This window comes from Mesorhizobium sp. Root552 (genome assembly GCF_001427285.1).
In the GTDB taxonomy this organism is placed as follows: domain Bacteria; phylum Pseudomonadota; class Alphaproteobacteria; order Rhizobiales; family Rhizobiaceae; genus Mesorhizobium.
On record NZ_LMFV01000005.1, the window covers coordinates 105,309 to 122,754 of the forward strand.

Annotated in this window: 20 protein-coding genes; 11 read left to right on the forward strand and 9 right to left on the reverse strand. The window is 62.3% G+C overall.

The genetic code is table 11. The annotated features are described in order from the left end of the window. Positions 1-29 precede the first annotated feature (29 nt). Positions 30-1,337 carry an adenylosuccinate lyase gene (purB, locus tag ASD50_RS03190; RefSeq protein WP_056235996.1) on the forward strand — a complete coding sequence of 436 codons (1,308 nt, stop codon included), beginning with the start codon at positions 30-32 and terminating at the stop codon, positions 1,335-1,337. Positions 1,338-1,403: 66 nt separating this feature from the next. On the opposite strand, the gene ASD50_RS03195 is transcribed toward purB, so the two are convergent. Next, positions 1,404-2,306 carry a VOC family protein gene (locus ASD50_RS03195; RefSeq protein ID WP_244484413.1) on the reverse strand — a complete coding sequence of 301 codons (903 nt, stop codon included), beginning with the start codon at positions 2,304-2,306 and terminating at the stop codon, positions 1,404-1,406. A 160-nt stretch (positions 2,307-2,466) separates the two neighbouring features. On the opposite strand from ASD50_RS03195, the gene ASD50_RS03205 reads away from it, so the two are divergent. Further along, entirely contained in the window at positions 2,467-3,015 is a 549-nt protein-coding gene (locus ASD50_RS03205) for an RBBP9/YdeN family alpha/beta hydrolase (protein WP_056236008.1), read from the forward strand. Between the two features lie 3 nt (positions 3,016-3,018). On the opposite strand, the gene ASD50_RS03210 is transcribed toward ASD50_RS03205, so the two are convergent. Together ASD50_RS03210 and ASD50_RS03215 are read right to left on the reverse strand one after the other, a co-directional pair. After that, entirely contained in the window at positions 3,019-3,789 is a 771-nt protein-coding gene (locus ASD50_RS03210; protein ID WP_056236012.1) for an HpcH/HpaI aldolase family protein, read from the reverse strand. A gap of 125 nt (positions 3,790-3,914) precedes the next feature. Continuing rightward, positions 3,915-4,235, reverse strand: coding sequence for a DUF1476 domain-containing protein (locus ASD50_RS03215; protein ID WP_056236189.1), 321 nt, complete (start codon positions 4,233-4,235; stop codon positions 3,915-3,917). A gap of 283 nt (positions 4,236-4,518) precedes the next feature. Here ASD50_RS03215 and purC point away from each other — a divergent pair, with 283 nt between their 5' ends. From purC to ASD50_RS03260, 9 genes are all read left to right on the forward strand, one after another. Continuing rightward, positions 4,519-5,316: a phosphoribosylaminoimidazolesuccinocarboxamide synthase gene (purC, locus tag ASD50_RS03220; protein ID WP_056236017.1), complete on the forward strand. Its 798-nt coding sequence runs from the start codon at positions 4,519-4,521 to the stop codon at positions 5,314-5,316. 27 nt (positions 5,317-5,343) lie between these two features. Further along, positions 5,344-5,586, forward strand: coding sequence for a phosphoribosylformylglycinamidine synthase subunit PurS (purS, locus tag ASD50_RS03225; protein WP_056236192.1), 243 nt, complete (start codon positions 5,344-5,346; stop codon positions 5,584-5,586). Position 5,587: 1 nt separating this feature from the next. Next, positions 5,588-6,256: a phosphoribosylformylglycinamidine synthase subunit PurQ gene (purQ, locus tag ASD50_RS03230; RefSeq protein ID WP_056236020.1), complete on the forward strand. Its 669-nt coding sequence runs from the start codon at positions 5,588-5,590 to the stop codon at positions 6,254-6,256. Between the two features lie 78 nt (positions 6,257-6,334). Continuing rightward, positions 6,335-6,754, forward strand: a complete 420-nt coding sequence (locus ASD50_RS03235) for a hypothetical protein (protein WP_056236196.1) — start codon at positions 6,335-6,337, stop codon at positions 6,752-6,754. Continuing rightward, complete coding sequence (locus ASD50_RS03240; RefSeq protein ID WP_056236025.1) at positions 6,755-7,387, forward strand: Pr6Pr family membrane protein; 633 nt, start codon at positions 6,755-6,757, stop codon at positions 7,385-7,387. It abuts the gene before it with no gap. A gap of 18 nt (positions 7,388-7,405) precedes the next feature. Further along, positions 7,406-9,631 (forward strand): phosphoribosylformylglycinamidine synthase subunit PurL, encoded by a 2,226-nt coding sequence (gene purL, locus ASD50_RS03245; protein WP_056236031.1) that lies wholly within the window; start codon positions 7,406-7,408, stop codon positions 9,629-9,631. 14 nt (positions 9,632-9,645) lie between these two features. Continuing rightward, entirely contained in the window at positions 9,646-9,879 is a 234-nt protein-coding gene (locus ASD50_RS03250) for a BolA/IbaG family iron-sulfur metabolism protein (RefSeq protein WP_056236035.1), read from the forward strand. A gap of 141 nt (positions 9,880-10,020) precedes the next feature. Continuing rightward, positions 10,021-10,356, forward strand: coding sequence for a Grx4 family monothiol glutaredoxin (gene grxD / locus ASD50_RS03255; protein ID WP_056236038.1), 336 nt, complete (start codon positions 10,021-10,023; stop codon positions 10,354-10,356). 143 nt (positions 10,357-10,499) lie between these two features. Beyond that, on the forward strand, positions 10,500-11,699 hold the full coding sequence (locus ASD50_RS03260) for a multidrug effflux MFS transporter (protein WP_056236198.1): 1,200 nt from the start codon (positions 10,500-10,502) through the stop codon (positions 11,697-11,699). A 158-nt stretch (positions 11,700-11,857) separates the two neighbouring features. Here ASD50_RS03260 and ttcA read toward each other — a convergent pair whose 3' ends face one another. The 6 genes from ttcA to ASD50_RS03290 form a co-directional block, all read right to left on the reverse strand. Further along, complete coding sequence (gene ttcA, locus ASD50_RS03265) at positions 11,858-12,718, reverse strand: tRNA 2-thiocytidine(32) synthetase TtcA (protein WP_056236202.1); 861 nt, start codon at positions 12,716-12,718, stop codon at positions 11,858-11,860. Between the two features lie 981 nt (positions 12,719-13,699). Next, positions 13,700-14,317, reverse strand: a complete 618-nt coding sequence (rpsD, locus tag ASD50_RS03270) for a 30S ribosomal protein S4 (protein WP_056236041.1) — start codon at positions 14,315-14,317, stop codon at positions 13,700-13,702. 295 nt (positions 14,318-14,612) lie between these two features. Then, positions 14,613-15,320, reverse strand: a complete 708-nt coding sequence (locus tag ASD50_RS03275; protein WP_056236205.1) for a 2OG-Fe(II) oxygenase — start codon at positions 15,318-15,320, stop codon at positions 14,613-14,615. A gap of 96 nt (positions 15,321-15,416) precedes the next feature. Continuing rightward, positions 15,417-15,605: a DUF3008 family protein gene (locus tag ASD50_RS03280; protein ID WP_056236044.1), complete on the reverse strand. Its 189-nt coding sequence runs from the start codon at positions 15,603-15,605 to the stop codon at positions 15,417-15,419. A 48-nt stretch (positions 15,606-15,653) separates the two neighbouring features. After that, entirely contained in the window at positions 15,654-16,457 is an 804-nt protein-coding gene (gene murI / locus ASD50_RS03285; protein ID WP_056236049.1) for a glutamate racemase, read from the reverse strand. Continuing rightward, a complete protein-coding gene (locus ASD50_RS03290; RefSeq protein WP_056236210.1) occupies positions 16,450-17,319 on the reverse strand; it encodes an RNA methyltransferase in 870 nt (289 codons plus the stop codon). Before ASD50_RS03290 ends, murI begins: the two co-directional genes overlap by 8 nt. Positions 17,320-17,446: the final 127 nt, after the last annotated feature.

Sequence of the window (17,446 nt, forward strand, 5' to 3'; positions counted from 1 at the left end):
AACCTTCCCAATCGTTGGAACAAAAGCGCATGATCCCTCGCTATTCTCGGCCGGAAATGGTCGCCATCTGGTCGCCCGAGACGCGTTTTCGCATCTGGTTCGAGATCGAGGCGCACGCTTGCGACGCGCTGGCCGAACTGGGTGTCATTCCGAAGGAAGCGGCAAAGACCATCTGGGAAAAGGGCGGCGCGGCTGAATTCGACGTCGCCCGCATCGACGAGATCGAGCGCGTCACCAAGCACGACGTCATCGCCTTCCTCACCCATCTGGCCGAATTCGTCGGCCCGGATGCCCGTTTCATCCACCAGGGCATGACCTCGTCGGACGTGCTCGACACCTGCTTTGCCGTCCAGCTCACCCGCGCCGCCGACATCCTGCTTGCCGACATCGATGCGCTTTTGGCAGCGCTCAAGCGCCGCGCCTTTGAGCACAAGGACACCGTCACCATCGGCCGCAGCCACGGCATCCACGCCGAGCCAACGACTTTCGGCGTCAAGCTGGCCGAAGCCTATGCCGAGTTCACCCGTGCCCGCGAGCGCCTCGTCCATGCCCGCGAGGACATCGCCACCTGCGCCATTTCCGGCGCGGTCGGCACCTTCGCCAACATCGAGCCCTATGTCGAAGAACACGTCGCGGCCAAGCTCGGCCTGAAGCCGGAGCCGGTCTCGACGCAGGTCATCCCGCGCGACCGCCACGCCATGTTCTTCGCCACGCTCGGCGTCATCGCCTCGTCCATCGAGCGGCTTTCCATCGAAATCCGCCATCTCCAGCGCACCGAGGTGCTGGAGGCGGAAGAATACTTCTCGCCCGGCCAGAAAGGCTCGTCGGCAATGCCGCACAAGCGCAACCCGGTTTTGACCGAGAACCTCACAGGTCTTGCCCGCATGGTGCGCTCCTACGCAATGCCGGCCATGGAAAACGTGGCGCTCTGGCACGAGCGCGACATCTCTCACTCCTCGGTCGAGCGCATGATCGGCCCCGACGCGACGATCACGCTCGACTTCGCGCTCGCCCGCCTCACCGGCGTCATCGACAAGCTGCTTGTTTATCCAGACAACATGCTGAAGAACATGAACAAGTTCCGCGGCCTCGTGCACTCGCAGCGGGTCTTGCTCGCTCTCACCCAGGCCGGGCTCAGCCGCGAGGATTCCTACCGGCTGGTCCAGCGCAACGCCATGAAGGTCTGGGAACAGGGGGCGGATTTCCTTGAGGAACTGCTCGCCGACAAGGAAGTCACGGCAGCGCTTTCCGAAGCCGAGATCCGCGAGAAGTTCGACCTCGGCTACCACACCAAGCACGTCGATACGATCTTCAGGCGCGTGTTCGGCGCAGCCTGATCCCTCTTATCGCCGAAATGAAAAAGGGCCCGCGCGGGCCCTTTTTGCATCGAACTCCCTGTAAAGTCAGGCAGCCTTGCCTAACACGGTGCGGATTTCCGTGCCCCAGGGGTCCTGCTTGCTCGATCCCGCAGCAGCTTCCGAGGAACGCATCTCGACCCAGGCCAAGCCGGTCCGTTCCTTCTCGCGCTTACCGGCGCCCGCGCTCTGCCAGGTGTTGGCGCCGATGTGATGATGGTAGCCGCCCGACGACAGGAACACCGCCTGCGCGCCGTATTTGGCAACGGTGTCGAAGCCGAACTCGCTATTCCACCAGGCTTCGGCCTCGCGCGGATCGCCAACGCGCAGATGCACATGGCCAACCACCGTGTTTTCAGGCGCGCCCTGCCAACCTGCATCGCCTTGCGGCACCGAAGCGACCACGCCCTGCACGTCCATGCGGTCGGTCGCCATCGCAACCTGCGAACCGTCCCATTTCCAGCTATCCTTGGGGCGGTCGGCGTAGATTTCGATGCCGTTGCCTTCCGGGTCGGTAAGGTAAAGCGCCTCGCTGACGATATGGTCAGACGCGCCTTCAACCCGGATCTTCTGCGCAATCGCGTGGTTGATCCAGCGGCCGAGATCGGCCCTCTCCGGCAGAAGGAAGGCGGTATGGAACAGTCCGGCGCTGCGCGGATCGTCAGGCTTCGCGGCCGTGTCGGACTCCAGCACCAGAAGCGGACGCCCGGCAGCGCCCAACGTGATCGTTTCGCCGTCGCGGGAAAGCTCCTGAAGCCCCACCACGTCACGATAGTAAGAAGCAAGGCCCTCCGCATCGCGGGCGCGCAGGCCGACACGGCCGATGCTTACCGGCGTCGTCGCGGAAAATGGCAATTCACTCATCGGTGTCTCCGTTCGACCGGCAGTCGCCCAGCTTGCCAACGGCAAGGCACCTGCGGCGCCGATCAATGTGCGTCGTGTCAGCGTCAAAACCAAACTCCCGGCACGGCTGTTTCTGTCTCGGTTCTATATCGAACAGGTCAATCGTTCACACAAGACAGCAAAAATCGAACATCGTGTTCACTAAATCGAACATACAGCTCGGTCCGCCGACATTGCAGAACCCGCCCTGCCTCGCTACATGCGGGCCATGAAAGCTAAAGACGCAGATATTCTTATGGTCCCAGGATACACCAATTCCGGGCCGGATCACTGGCAAAGCCGCTGGGAAACGAAGTTGTCGACGGCGCGACGCGTCGAACAGGCTGAGTGGTCCAAGCCTGTGCGCGAAAGCTGGACCGACGCCGTTGCCAAGGCGGTGAACGAAGCAGAGCGCCCGGTCATCCTCGTGGCGCATTCGCTCGGCGTGCCCACCGTCATCCAGGCAATTCCCAAATTCGCCAAGCCGGTTGCCGGTGCCTTCTTCGTTGCCGCACCCGATGTCGCCAATCCGAAGATCAAGCCGAAGCACCTGATGACCTTCGGCCCCTACCCGCGCGACCCGTTGCCGTTTCCGTCGATCACGGTTGCCAGCCGCAATGACCCATTCTGCGCTTTCGATATCGCGGAAGACATTGCCGGCGCATGGGGTTCTCTGTTCATCGACGCGGGCGAAGCCGGCCATATCAACGCCGAATCCGGCCACGGTCCGTGGCCGGAAGGGTCTATGACCTTCGCCCACTTCATGACGCGGCTGTGATTCTTATCCGATTGACTTCCTGAGGTCGGCCAGCAGGCTGGCCGCACCCATCGAGATCAGTTGCTGCTCCTGGCCGGTTGCCAGCAGGCGATAGCCCATCTCGGCAAAGCGCCCGGCAATCTTCGTATCGGTGACATAGATCGCGGCATGTTTGCCGGCCTGTCGTGCGCGCTTGGCCACCGAAGCCACCGTTTCCATCATGTCCTCAAGCGTGGAATTGACGGTCGCGCCGTTCGTCCAGGCGATGGAAAAGTCGCCGGGCCCGAGGAAAATGGCATCGATGCCGGGCGTTTCGAGAATACCGTCCAATGCGTCGAGCGCCGCGCGCGTTTCGATCATGGCAAAGGAAAGCGTGCGCCCGTTGCTCTCGCGTAGCCAGTCCTGACTGTCGCCCTTGCCGTAGCGCGGATAGCCGAAGGTCGGTCCCCAGGAGCGCTGTCCCACCGGCGGATACTTCATCGCCGCGGCAAACGCCCTTGCGTCCGCCACGGAATTCACCATCGGCGCGATCACCGCCTCGGCGCCGAAATCCAGCGCACGGCTCGCCATGTCGAAACGGCCGACCGGCACCCGTACGATCACAGGCTTGCCTGCCGCCTGTATCGGCGCGATGCAGCGCAGCACGCTGTCCTCGTGGTGGCCGCCATGCTGCATGTCCAGGGTCAGCGCATCGAACCCTTGCCGCGCCATGATCTCCACCGTCAACGCGTCCGGCACGCCAGACCAGGCAGTGATCAGCGTTTCGTCAGCCGCAAGGCGCTCTTTCAGGGACATGGCGATTCCTCATTGAGAGAATCCAGTTTCAGCCGGAAACGCATGGAAAGGCAAAGAAAAACCGCCCGGATTTGCCGGGCGGTCGATTGGTCCAGAGCAAAGGCTCGTGCAGTTCCTGGCAGTTCTTAGCTGTTCTTCACCTGCTCGGCGGCCGTCGCCATCAATTCGTCCATGGTGCGGCGGATCTGATGGTCGGACTGGTCGACGCCTGCGGCATCGAAATCCTTGCGAATCTTGCGGAACACGTCGTGGTCGCCCGCTTCCTCGATATCCGAAACGATGACTTCCTTGGCATAGGCCTCGGCATCCGCTCCGCTTTTGCCGAGCTTTTCGGCAGCCCAAAGTCCGAGCAGCTTGTTGCGGCGGGCAACAGCACGGAACTTCTGTTCTTCATCAAGAGCGAACTTGCGTTCGAACCCTTCCTCCCGGTCCTTCATGCTCGTCATGCCAGTGCCTCCAAGGTCGATCTTCGATTCGGTGAAGGTGAATATGTGGTGCGGATGCACAAACCAAAAGGCCGCCGCCCGGTCAATATGCTAGATTGCTTGCCTCTGCGGCATTTCGATCGTCAAAGTGGGCGTTGAAACTCTTGAAAGCCCGGATTTGCTCATTGAGGAAAACACCCGTTTGCGCTAGAGACCGCGATTAAGCCCCCACGGTTGCCGCTTTTGCGGCGAAAAAGGGACTGGTAGCAGCCGCCCGCCCCTCGAGCCAGAGAAACACAATAAAATGAAGCCACGTCGCCGCATTTATGAAGGCAAGGCCAAGATCCTCTATGAAGGACCCGAGCCCGGCACCCTGATCCAGTTCTTCAAGGACGACGCGACTGCCTTCAACAAGAAGAAGCACGAGATCGTCGACGGCAAGGGCGTACTCAACAACCGCATTTCCGAGCACATCTTCAATCACCTCAACCGCATGGGCATCCCGACCCATTTCATCCGCCGCCTGAACATGCGCGAGCAGTTGATCAAGGAAGTCGAGATCATCCCGCTTGAGGTTGTCGTGCGCAACGTCGCCGCAGGCTCGCTGGCCAAGCGCCTCGGGCTCGAAGAAGGCACCGTGCTGCCGCGCTCGATCATCGAGTTCTACTACAAGGCCGATGCGCTCGATGACCCGATGGTCTCGGAAGAGCACATCACCGCTTTCGGCTGGGCCAGCCCGCAGGAAATCGATGACATCATGGCGCTCGCCATCCGCGTCAACGACTTTTTGTCCGGCCTCTTCCTCGGCGTCGGCATCCAGCTCGTCGATTTCAAGATGGAATGCGGCCGCCTCTACGAAGGCGACATGATGCGCATTGTCGTCGCCGACGAAATCTCGCCCGATAGCTGCCGCCTGTGGGACGTCGCAACCCAAGACAAGCTCGACAAGGACCGTTTCCGCCGCGACATGGGCGGGCTGGTCGAAGCCTATCAGGAAGTCGCCCGCCGCCTCGGCATCATGAACGAGAACGAGCCGCCGCGTCCCACCGGACCGGTGCTGGTCGCTTCCGCCGAGCCGCCCAAGGGCTCGAAGCCGCACTGATCGATACACAACCGGAGAATGTCCAGCGTGATCAAGGCCCGCGTCACCGTAACCCTCAAGAACGGCGTCCTCGACCCGCAGGGCAAGGCAATCGAGCATGCGCTCGGCGGCCTCGGCTTTGGCTGCGTCGGCTCCGTGCGCCAGGGCAAGGTGTTTGACCTCGAACTCAACGCGACCGACAAGACCAAGGCTGAAGCCGATTTGAAGGCGATGTGCGACAAGCTCCTCGCCAACACGGTCATCGAGAACTACGCGGTGGAGATTGCCTGACTTGAAATCAGCCGTCGTCCTCCTCCCCGGCCTCAACCGTGACCGCGACATGATCGCGGCGCTGACCAAGATTTCCGGCAAGGCGCCGGTCACCGTCTGGGAAACCGACACGGAAATCCCGGACGTTGACCTCATCGTCATTCCCGGCGGGTTCTCTTACGGCGACTACCTGCGTTGCGGCGCCATCGCAGCCCGCATGCCGGCGCTCAGGGCCGTGGCCGAGAAGGCCGCCAAGGGCGTCATGGTCATCGGCGTATGCAACGGCTTTCAGATCCTGGTCGAATCCGGCCTTCTGCCCGGCGCGCTGATGCGCAACACCTCGCTGAAGTTCGTCTGCCGCGAGGTCAAGCTTTCGGTCGCCAACGCCAACACCGCGTTTACCCGCAACTACCAGCCCGGCCAGATCATCCGCTGCCCTGTCGCGCACCATGACGGCAACTATTTCGCCGATGCCGAGACGCTGGCGCGCATCGAAGACAACGGCCAGGTCGTGTTCCGCTATGCCGAAGGCACCAATCCCAACGGCTCCATCAACGATATTGCCGGCATCGTCAGCGACAAGGGCAATGTCCTTGGCCTGATGCCGCATCCTGAAAACCTCATCGAAGCCGCCCACGGCGGCAGCGATGGCCGCGCCCTGTTCGAAAGCGCGCTGGGGATTGCCGCGTAAAGCCAGTTCAACCCGCCACGCCCTGCGCGGCGTGGCGCGTGTCCGAAAACTTCCTCCCAAAACGAGATGGACGGGCGCATGACCAAGGTATCATTCATCACCCGATCCGCAGTTCTGGCGGTTGCAGCGCTTGCGCTCGCCTCCTGCCAGTCGGGCTCGAAAAGCAGCAGCGCGCCCTCGTCGGGCAAGAGCGCATCGCTGCGTGCCATGGAACAGGTCGCGATTGCCGCCCACAAATGCTGGATCGCCAGCAAGGACCCGGCCTTCAAGTCCTACCAGATGGCCAATGAACTGAACAATTTCGGCGGCACGCCGCGCTTCCTGCTGGTGCCGGCCAAGCACTATGGCGGCAAGCCGCTTCTCGTCGTGCAGGCCACCGGCAATTCCAGCCGCGTCGATGTGTTCGGCCCGCTGATGAGCGAGCCGCTCGGCGCCCGCATCGGCTCCGACATCGCCCGCTGGCAAGGCGGCAGCAGCGACTGCGGCGCAAGCGCCTAGATGGGCCGCGCGCTGCAGATACTCGGACTGATCGCAGGTTTGACCGGTCTTGTCCTGCAGTTCTGCATCACCATCCCCGCCTCCATGGAAGCGGGCCGCGGCCTGTTCGGCTCCGTCGTTTTCTATTTCAGCTTCTTCACCATCCTGACCAATATCGGCGCGGTGCTGGTCCACTTGTCGCTACTTTCGGCCACCGGCTACGCATGGCTGCCCGGCTTCGCCGGCCCGAGGGTCCGCGCCGGCGTCGCTATCTCGATCACGCTTGTCTTTCTGGTCTACGCCACCGTGCTGGCGCAGCTTTGGGCGCCCGAGGGGCTGTTCCTGCTCTGCGACGTGCTTTTGCACTACATAGCCCCAGTCATCTTCGTGCTCTGGTGGCTGTTTGCGGGTGCCGACGGCAAGACGCGCTGGGCTGACATTCCCATCTGGATGCTTTATCCGGTCGCCTATCTTGTCTACGCGCTGGCGCGGGGGCACACCACCGGTGAAGTGACTTACCCGTTCCTCGACGTTGCAGCCAACGGCGTTACGTCCGTTGCGGCCTCGGCATTGGCCGTGACCGTGCTTTTTCTTGTGCTGTGCATCCTCGCCGTCCTTGCGGACCGTGGTGTTTCCCGCTTTAGGACGGGTTAGGATCAAACGGAAAGATCGATGACCATTTCCAACGCCCGCCAGATCACTCCAGAGCTCATCGCCGCGCACGGCCTGAAGCCGGACGAATACCAGCGCATCCTCGAACTCGTCGGGCGCGAGCCGACGTTTACCGAGCTCGGCATCTTCTCGGCGATGTGGAACGAGCACTGCTCGTACAAATCCTCGAAGAAATGGCTGCGCACATTGCCCACCAAGGGCGACGTGGTCATCCAGGGCCCGGGCGAGAACGCCGGCGTGGTCGATATCGGCGACGGCGACTGCGTCGTCTTCAAGATGGAGAGCCACAACCACCCCTCCTACATCGAGCCTTACCAGGGCGCGGCGACCGGCGTCGGCGGCATCCTGCGCGACGTCTTCACCATGGGCGCAAGGCCAGTCGCTGCGATGAACGCGCTGCGCTTCGGCGCGCCCGATCATCCCAAGACCAAGCACCTCGTGGCCGGCGTCGTCTCCGGCGTCGGCGGCTACGGCAATTCCTTCGGCGTGCCGACCGTCGGCGGCGAGGTGAATTTCGACGCCCGCTACAACGGCAACATCCTCGTCAACGCCTTCGCCGCCGGCCTTGCCAAGACCGATGGCATCTTCCTGTCGCAAGCCAAGGGCGTCGGCCTGCCCGTCGTCTATCTCGGTGCCAAGACAGGCCGCGACGGCGTCGGCGGCGCAACCATGGCGTCGGCCGAATTCGACGACAAGATCGACGAGAAGCGCCCGACCGTGCAGGTCGGCGACCCCTTTACCGAAAAGTGCCTGCTCGAAGCCTGCCTCGAACTGATGGCGTCGGGCGCAGTCATCGCCATCCAGGACATGGGCGCTGCCGGCCTCACCTGCTCCGCCGTCGAGATGGGCGCCAAGGGCGACCTCGGCATCGAGCTTGACCTCGACAAGGTGCCGGTGCGCGAAGAGCAGATGTCCGCCTACGAGATGATGCTGTCGGAGAGCCAGGAGCGCATGCTGATGGTGCTGCGCCCTGAAAAAGAGGCCGAGGCCGAGGCGATCTTCACCAAATGGGGCCTCGACTTCGCCATCGTCGGCACGACCACCGACGATTTGCGCTTCCGCGTCCTGCACCAGGGCGAGGAAGTCGCCAACCTGCCGATCAAGGAACTCGGCGACGAAGCGCCCGAATACGACCGGCCGTGGATCGAGCCGAAGACGCCCGCGCGCCTCGACGCCTCCGCGCTGCCGAAGGTCGATGTCGCCGACGCGCTCCTGAAGCTGCTCGGCGGACCGGACCTGTCGTCGCGGCGCTGGGTCTGGGAACAGTACGACACCATGATCCAGGGCAATTCGCTGCAACGGCCGGGCGGCGACGCCGGCGTCGTGCGCGTCGAGGGCCATGCCACCAAGGCGCTCGCCTTCTCCTCCGACGTCACGCCGCGCTATTGCGAGGCCGATCCCTATGAGGGCGGCAAGCAGGCGGTCGCGGAATGCTGGCGCAACCTCACCGCTACCGGCGCGCTGCCCTTGGCCGCCACCGACAACCTCAATTTCGGCAATCCCGAGCGGCCCGAGATCATGGGCCAGTTCGTCAAGGCCATCCAGGGCATCGGCGAAGCCTGCCGCGAGCTCGGCTTCCCGATCGTGTCCGGCAACGTCTCGCTCTACAACGAGACCAACGGCCAGGGCATCCTGCCCACGCCCACCATCGGCGGCGTCGGCCTGCTTGCCGACTGGTCGAAGATGGCCCGCATCGGCTTTGCCGCCGAGAACCAGATGATCGTGCTGGTCGGCGCGCCCCCAAGCTGGGGCACGCATCTTGGCCAGTCGATCTTCCTGCGCAACATCCACGGCCGCGCCGAAGGCGGCGCACCGCCAGTCGATCTCGCGCATGAAAAGCGCGTCGGCGACCATGTGCGCAATCTCATTGCCTCCGGCATCGTTACCGCCTGCCACGACCTCTCCGATGGCGGGCTGGCCGTCGCGCTCGCCGAAATGGCGATGGCGTCCGGCATCGGCGCCACCATTCCCGGCCTGACCGAAGCCGACCCCGCCGCCATGTTCTTCGGCGAGGATCAAGGGCGCTACCTGCTCACCCTGTCCATCGACCCGCAAGGCGCGGAATGGGAGCAACTCGCCGCCGAACAGAAGAAGCTCGGCATCTTCGCGCCGTGGATCGGCACCACGGGCGGGCGCGAATTGAAACTTGGTGAGGCGCGTGCCATATCCTTTGATGAACTGACCACCGCTCACGAATCGTGGTTCCCGGACTTCATGGGAACCTGAACGGGGAATACGATATGGCAATGGACGCGCGCGACATCGAACGGCTGATCAAGGAAGGCATTCCGGACGCCAAGGTGACGATCCGCGATCTTGCCGGCGACGGCGACCACTATGCCGCCGAAGTCGTGGCCGAGAGCTTTCGCGGCAAGAGCCGGGTGCAGCAGCACCAGATGGTCTACAATGCGCTCAGCGGCAACATGGGCGGCGTCCTGCACGCCCTGGCGCTGCAGACCAGCGCGCCCGACTGATCAAGGCTTTGGCCCAAAACCGGGCCAATTGATGCGCCATTTGGGTATCGGGACGCCAAACGTCTTGTTTCCGGGCGCACACGGGGTTATCTGGAAGCAAAGTTTTGCGGCCTGGCTCCCACAGGCCTGAAAGGATTGGCCATGAGCGGCATCAACGATTACATCGACAGCGAAGTCAAGAACACCGACGTCGTGCTGTTCATGAAAGGCACCCCCGGCTTCCCGCAGTGCGGTTTCTCCGGCCAGGTCGTGCAGATCCTCGACTATGTGGGCGTGGACTACAAGGGCATCAACGTTCTCGATTCCAGTGAGCTGCGCCAGGGCATCAAGGAATATTCCAACTGGCCGACCATCCCCCAGCTTTACGTCAAGGGCGAGTTCGTCGGCGGATGCGACATCGTGCGCGAGATGTTCCAGGCAGGTGAACTGCAAACCTTCTTCGACGAGAAGGGCATCAAGGTCAAAGGCGCCGCCTGACCTAGACACCAATTTCCTCTCCGGTTCCGGCACCTGTCGGGACTGCTTCTGAAGGCGCTGGCCACCCCGGCGCCTTTGTTGCTCTCTTACGGGTGAATGAAATGGACGCTACCGCGAATACGGCACCGCCCCGCCTGCTTGGCATGAGCAAGGTGGAATTCATCGCCATGATGGCGATGCTGATGGCGCTCAATGCGCTTGCCATCGACATCATGCTGCCGGGCCTGCAGGAAATCGGCGCCAGCCTCGGCGTCGAAAGCGAAAACCATCGCCAGTATGTCATCTCGGCCTATCTGATGGGCTTTGCGGTTGCACAGCTCGCCTATGGCCCGCTTGCCGACCGCTTCGGCCGCAAGGCACCCATGCTGGCCGGCCTCGGCATCTACATAGTCGCGGCGTTCCTCGGCGCCTTCGCGCCCACCTTCGAGGCCCTGCTTTTGTTCCGCTTCGTGCACGGCATCGGCTCGGCTGCCACGCGCGTGATCACCGTCTCCATCATCCGCGACGTCTTCGGCGGCCGGCAGATGGCCGAAGTCATGTCGCTGGTCATGATGGTGTTCATGATCGTCCCGATCATCGCGCCCGGCACCGGCCAGGTCATCATGCTGTTCGGCGAATGGCACCTCATCTTCGTCTTCATGGCCGTCGCGGCCATTGCCGTGTCGCTATGGATGAAGCTGAGGTTGCCGGAAACGCTGAACCCGGCAGACCGACGTCCCTTCACCATCCGCTCGGTCGGCGAAGCGTTCACCATCGTGCTCACCAACCGCGTGGCGCTTTGCTATACGCTGGCTTCCACCTTCATCTTCGGCGCGCTGTTCGGCTTCATCAACTCGGCCCAGCAGATCTATGTCGGCATTTACGAGCTTGGAGCACTGTTCCCGGTCGCTTTCGCCACGGTCGCAGCCTTCATGTCGCTTGCCTCATACCTCAACTCCCGCCTTGTCGGGCGTTTCGGCATGCGCCGCCTGTCGCACGGAGCGCTCATCGGCTTTATGCTGGTGAGCGCCGTCTGGTTCGTCCTGTCGCTGTTCGGAACCATCCCGTTCCCGCTGTTCCTGCTGCTATTCGCACTGGCCATGTTCCAGTTCGGCCTGATCGGCTCGAACTTCAATGCGCTGGCAATGGAGCCGCTCGGCCATGTCGCCGGAACAGCCTCCGCCGTACTCGGCTTCATGGGCACGGCTGGCGGCGGGCTGATCGGCGCGCTGCTCGGCCAGGCTTTCGACGGCACGACGACGCCGCTCGGAGCCGGCTTCTTCGGCGTTGCCCTGGCCGGCCTTGTCTTCGTTCTCGTCGCGGAACGCGGCAAGCTGTTCCAACCGCACAACAAGCCGGTTTAGGTCAAAGGGAAATCGCCCCTCATCCCCTGCCGGACCTTCTCCCCGTAAACGGGGAGAAGGAAGAAGCTCCAACGCCGACGCCCCCCTCTCCCCGTCTCTACGAGGAGAGGGTAAGGGTGAGGGGCATAAAGCCCGTACAGGTCTTGTGATCTACCCGTTTACTCCGAACCGGCAGAACCGAACGCCAGACCGGCGAAGTCGAACAGCTTGCGGTCGAGCAGATGCGACGGGCGCACATTGGTCAGCGCCCGGATCATCGTGTCCTTGCGCCCCGGCATATTCTTTTCGATGTCGTCCAGCATCGCCTTCATGATGTTGCGCTGAAGGCCGTCCTGGCTGCCGCACAGGTCGCAAGGGATGATCGGGAACTGCATGCCCGAGGCGAACCGTTCCAGATCGTTTTCGGCGCAGTAGGACAATGGCCGAAGCACCATGACGTCGCCGTCGTCGTTAAGCAGCTTGGGCGGCATGGCGGCAAGCCGGCCGCCGTGGAACAGGTTCATGAAGAAGGTTTCGAGGATGTCCTCGCGATGGTGTCCCAGCACCAGCGCCGAGCACCCTTCCTCGCGTGCGATCCTGTAGAGATGGCCGCGCCTCAGCCGTGAACACAGCGAGCAATAGGTGCTGTTTTCTGCCAGCTTGTCGGTAACGATCGAATAGGTGTCCTGATACTCGATGCGGTGGGCGATGCCGTTGGCGTTGAGATAATCCGGCAATATGTGCTTCGGAAAATTCGGCTGGCCCTGGTCGAGATTGCAAGCCAAAAGATCGACCGGCAAGAGCCCGCGCCATTTGAGGTCGAGCAGGATGGCAAGCAGGCCGTAGGAATCCTTGCCGCCAGACAGCGCCACCAGCCAGCGCTCGCCGGGCTTGACCATGGCGAAATCCTCGATGGCCTGCCGGGTCAGCCGCAACACGCGCTTGCGCAGCTTGTTGAACTCCACCGACGACGGCGCATCCCTGAACAGCGGATGATATCCGCCCTCCGTATCGGCGATGGGTTCGGACTGCATGTTCATGTCGTTCGGCCTGTCTTTGCGTTCCGACCGGCTTACAACATCACCCTTGCCGCTGCGAAGCGGTTTTTCGCGTGTTTCTCCGCGCGTGGCACCATCCCGGAAGCCGGAGCGAGAAACTAAAGCTACGTCATCCCGGCCAAGGGAGCGCTGCCTCCTCAACTTCGTCATCCCGCAGTTCGCTTTCGAGCGGAGCGAGAAAGGAATATCCGGGATCCATTCCGTGACCTCGCGGCAGTGCAATGGCGGCGGAAACCTGCCGTTTCTGCGCAAACGCCGACGCCTCCTCTCCCCCTCCTCAGGGGGAGAGGGTAAGGGTGAGGGGCAGCGCCGAACTGGCCAAGCGTGGACCAAACGCGGACTGACCTCCACCCAACCCCTTGATCCCACTCACTTCCGCAAAAACTTCACCTCTCACTTATCCCCACCCTCCGTGTCTCCCGCATACTCATGCCATCGCCCTTGCGGGAGGCCTGGTGCGCACCGGGTATCAGGGAAGGGCGTCGGTGCCGGATTGGTCGCATGACGGTGTGCGGCTGGGTGATGAGCCCCCAAGTCCGGGCCTTGATCGGGGCTTTCAGCGTCATTGCTGCCCCCGGTAAGGCAAGACCACCGGACGGGCGGCCGCAAGGCCGCACTACCTTACTAAACGAGCGACCGAACGGCCGCCCGTCCTCCCGACCTCTCAACCGAGGTCAGTTCTTTGACAATGGCCAGACGCGAAAGCGGGCGTGGCAATGAATAAGTGTGCGGCGACCTGCCTTCTCCCCTTGTGGGAGAAGGTGGCCGAGCGCCAGCGAGGTCGGATGAGGGGTGTTGGACGGAGCGCTGAAACCCCTCATCCTCCTTCACTTCGTTCAGGCACCTTCTCCCACAAGGGGAGAAGGCAAGAGCGGCTCGAAGGCCCGCGTAGCGATGAATAAACCTGCCAAAAACGAAAAGGCCGCCCGAAGGCGGCCTCGTCGAATGAGCGGAAAGCTCCAATCAGCGCGAATAGAATTCGACGACCAGATTGGGTTCCATCTGGACGGCGAACGGCACGTCCGACAGGCCCGGAACGCGGGCATAGGTAGCCACCATCTTGTTGTGGTCGGCTTCGATGTAGTCCGGCACATCGCGCTCGGCCAGAGCAACCGATTCCAGCACGATCACGAGCTGCTTCGACTTCTCGCGCACCTCGATGACGTCGCCCGGCTTGCAGCGGTACGAACCGACGTTCGTACGGCGGCCGTTGACGTTGACATGGCCGTGGTTGATGAACTGGCGGGCCGCGAAAATGGTCGGCACGAACTTGGCGCGGTAGACGATGGCGTCGAGGCGCGACTCAAGAAGACCGATCAGGTTTTCCGGCGTATCGCCCTTGCGGCGGTTGGCCTCTTCATAGGTCTTGCGGAACTGCTTTTCCGAAATGTCGCCGTAGTGACCCTTCAGCTTCTGCTTGGCGCGCAGCTGCAGGCCGAAGTCGGAAAGCTTGCCCTTGCGGCGCTGACCGTGCTGGCCCGGACCATATTCACGCTTGTTGACCGGGGACTTCGGACGGCCCCAGATGTTTTCGCCAAGGCGGCGATCGATTTTGTATTTCGCGGATTCGCGCTTGCTCATCGCATTCCCTTTCAAAACAATACACCCGAAACCTCATGTTTCGAGTGAAGGAAACGCGCCCTCCTCTGGCCTCCTTTTTCGAGACCTGACAGGATCTTCCGCGCAAAGCGACGGACGATCCACGGGACACGTCGTAGAGCGAAACCAGGAAAAGTGCAGAACAGCTTTCCGGCCGGTTTCGCGGCACTCACAATAAAAACCACCGGGCATTGCGGCCCGGTGTTGGCGTGGCTCTAAAGGAGGGGCTGCCTGTTGTCAAGCAATCCCTCAGCAAAGCCTTGGCTGCCCTACCAGTTCACGATGCATCGTGGAAGATCACACCGGTGGCGAAACGTTCACCCGAGCGGATGCGGCTGACGCCGTGGTGCATCTTGACGCGATAGTCGCCACGGGTTCCCGCCTTGGGCCGGTCATTGACGGCGAACAGCGCGCCGTGCCCCATCCCGAGCGGCACCACTTCCGCCCGCGACTGCATGCGCGGCCGCTGCTCGGTCAGCAGGAACTCGCCGCCCTCGAATTCCACGCTTGGCTGGCTCAGCAAGATGACAAGCTGGATCGGGAAAAGGTTTGCGCCGTAGACGTCCTGATGCAGGCAATTGTAGTCGCCGGCCCGGTACCGCAACAGAAGGGGCGTCGGCTTTTCCTGGCCGCCGGCATGACACTCGGCGAGAAAAGCATCGAGCTTTGGCGGATAGCGGCGCTCGATCCCCATGCGCCGGTTCCATTCATTGGCAAGCGGGGCAAGACGGACATAAAAGCTTTCCCGCAGCGTCGCGATGGGCTCGGGGAGCGGGTTGGCGAAGTACTTGTATTCGCCCGATCCGAAACCATGCCGCTGCATGACGATGCGGCTGCGGAATTGCCCCTCTCCGCCATAGAGATCGCGCAAGGCTTCGCATTCGATCCGGCTCAGCAAAGGTCCGGTGGTGGCCACGCCGAACTCGTCGAGCGCGTTTGCGATGCGTGTCCAGTCAAGCGAGGAAACGGTTTGGTCGAGACTCATTGCGGCGTCCTTATCTTGTTCGCCGCGACTATCGGACAAGCCGCTGCCCGCCGCATTCCGTTTCCTGCCAAGTCAACCGGCCGGGCGGTGTCCCGATCAATCCTCGGACTTCTTGTCTGGCAATCCCTTGTGCTTGGTTTCGGCGAACTCCTCGAGTTGCTTCTCGCTCATCGAATCATACATTTCCTTCGATGCGCCCTTGAGTTCGCTTCTTCTGGTTTCGCCGCGCTTGGCCGAAAGAGCTGCACCGGCGGCCTTTTGCTGGGCTTTTGAGGTAGCGGGCATGGCGCTTCTCCTTTCAGGAGAGAACGCGTTGCTCCGCGGCATGTTCCGCTAGCGAGAGGGCGCGAGGCCAAATCCCTGCATCAGCCGGCGGGTTGCAAACTCAGCCTTTCCGGAGGTGAACATCGCCAGATCCGGTTCAGCGCCATTGGCCTCGCGGAAATTCTCGGCGTTGCATTTGGCAACCAGCGAAAGCGTCCGGCGGGCAATCGCTTCCGCAGGGTCCAGCCAATCCACCGGCCACGGTGCCGTCTTGCGCATGCGGTTGACCAGGAAAGGATAGTGCGTGCAAGCAAGCACGACGATATCGGTGCGAGCACCGTCCTGTTCCACAAAGCAAGGCGCTATCTCATCGCGCACTACCTCTTCGTCGACGAAGCCGTCGCGCATGTAAAGCTCCGCCAAAGCCGCGAGCCGATCGCTGCCAACCAGCCTCACATGGCATTTCGATGCCCACTGGTGGATGAGGTCGCGCGTGTATTGGCGTTTCACTGTTCCGGGCGTCGCCAGCACAGACACCAGCCCGGAACGGGTGCGTTCCGCAGCCGGCTTGATCGCCGGCACGGTGCCGACAAACGGATGGCCGGGAAATTTCTCGCGCAAGGCATCGATAACCAGCGTCGAAGCAGTATTGCAGGCGATGACCGAGATTTCCGGGCGAAAACGATCCAGAAGCACACCGAAAAGGTCGAGTATATGTGACCTCAGGGCAGGCTCCTCCCATGCGCCATAGGGGAAAGCGGCATCGTCAGCGACATATATGAAGCGGCGATCCGGCATCAGGACCCGAGCCTCGCGCAGCACGGTGAGACCGCCGACGCCAGAATCGAATATCAGGATCGGTTGCTCAGTCACGATCCGACCCTTCGCCCGACGTGTCGGGTTGCGTATCCTCCGCATGCAAAGCGCGATCCACCTTGGCTTTGCGCTCGGGATAACCCGCGCCGCGCGGCTCCTTCGGCGAAAAATAGTCCAACGAGGCAACTATCCCACGCAAAACCTTGAGTTCCGGCTCGGCAAAGCCGGCCCGGGTCAGCACAGCGCGCAGATTGTCCACCATCTTCGGCTTCTTCGCCGCCGGGCGGAAATACCCACGCGCCTCGAGTGCTGCTTCCAGATGAGCAAACAGGCCATGCAACTGCTCTTTGGTCGCGGGCGCCATTTCCGGCCCGGAGAAGTTGGTCCGGGTCTCGTCCTCAAGCCCGGACTTCATCCACTCGTAGGACATCAACAGCACGGCCTGGGCGATGTTAAGCGAAGCAAAGCCGGGATCGACCGGGAATGTCACGATCTCATCGGCCAGACCGACTTCCTCATTGTTGAGCCCGAAGCGCTCGCGCCCGAACAGGATGCCCGTCCGCTGCCCGGCACCTGAACGGCTTCGAAGCGTCCTGCCCGCCTCGACCGGCCCGGCGACCCTCTTGAAACCATCACGCTGGCGTGCGGTGGTGGCAAACACGAAATTGAGATCGGCAATCGCCGATGCGAGATCTTCGAACACACGCGTGCCATCGATGACATGGTCGGCCCGGCTTGCCGCAGCACGGGCCTTTTCACTCGGCCAGCCGTCACGCGGATTGACCAGCCTCAGTTCAGACAGGCCGAAATTGGCCATGGCGCGCGCCACCATGCCGATATTCTCGCCAAGCTGGGGCTCGACAAGGATAATGACAGGCCCTGCCATCGGGGATTTCTGCTGGTCTTTGCTGGAAGGCATGGTGTTCGGCGAACGGTCTTGATGCGGCGTTGGCGCCGTCCCTGCCATATCCGGCTCGTAAAATGAAGGCTTTTCCAAGACCTCGCGAGACCGACCTGATCTCATCCTCGCCAAAAACGGCCTTTCG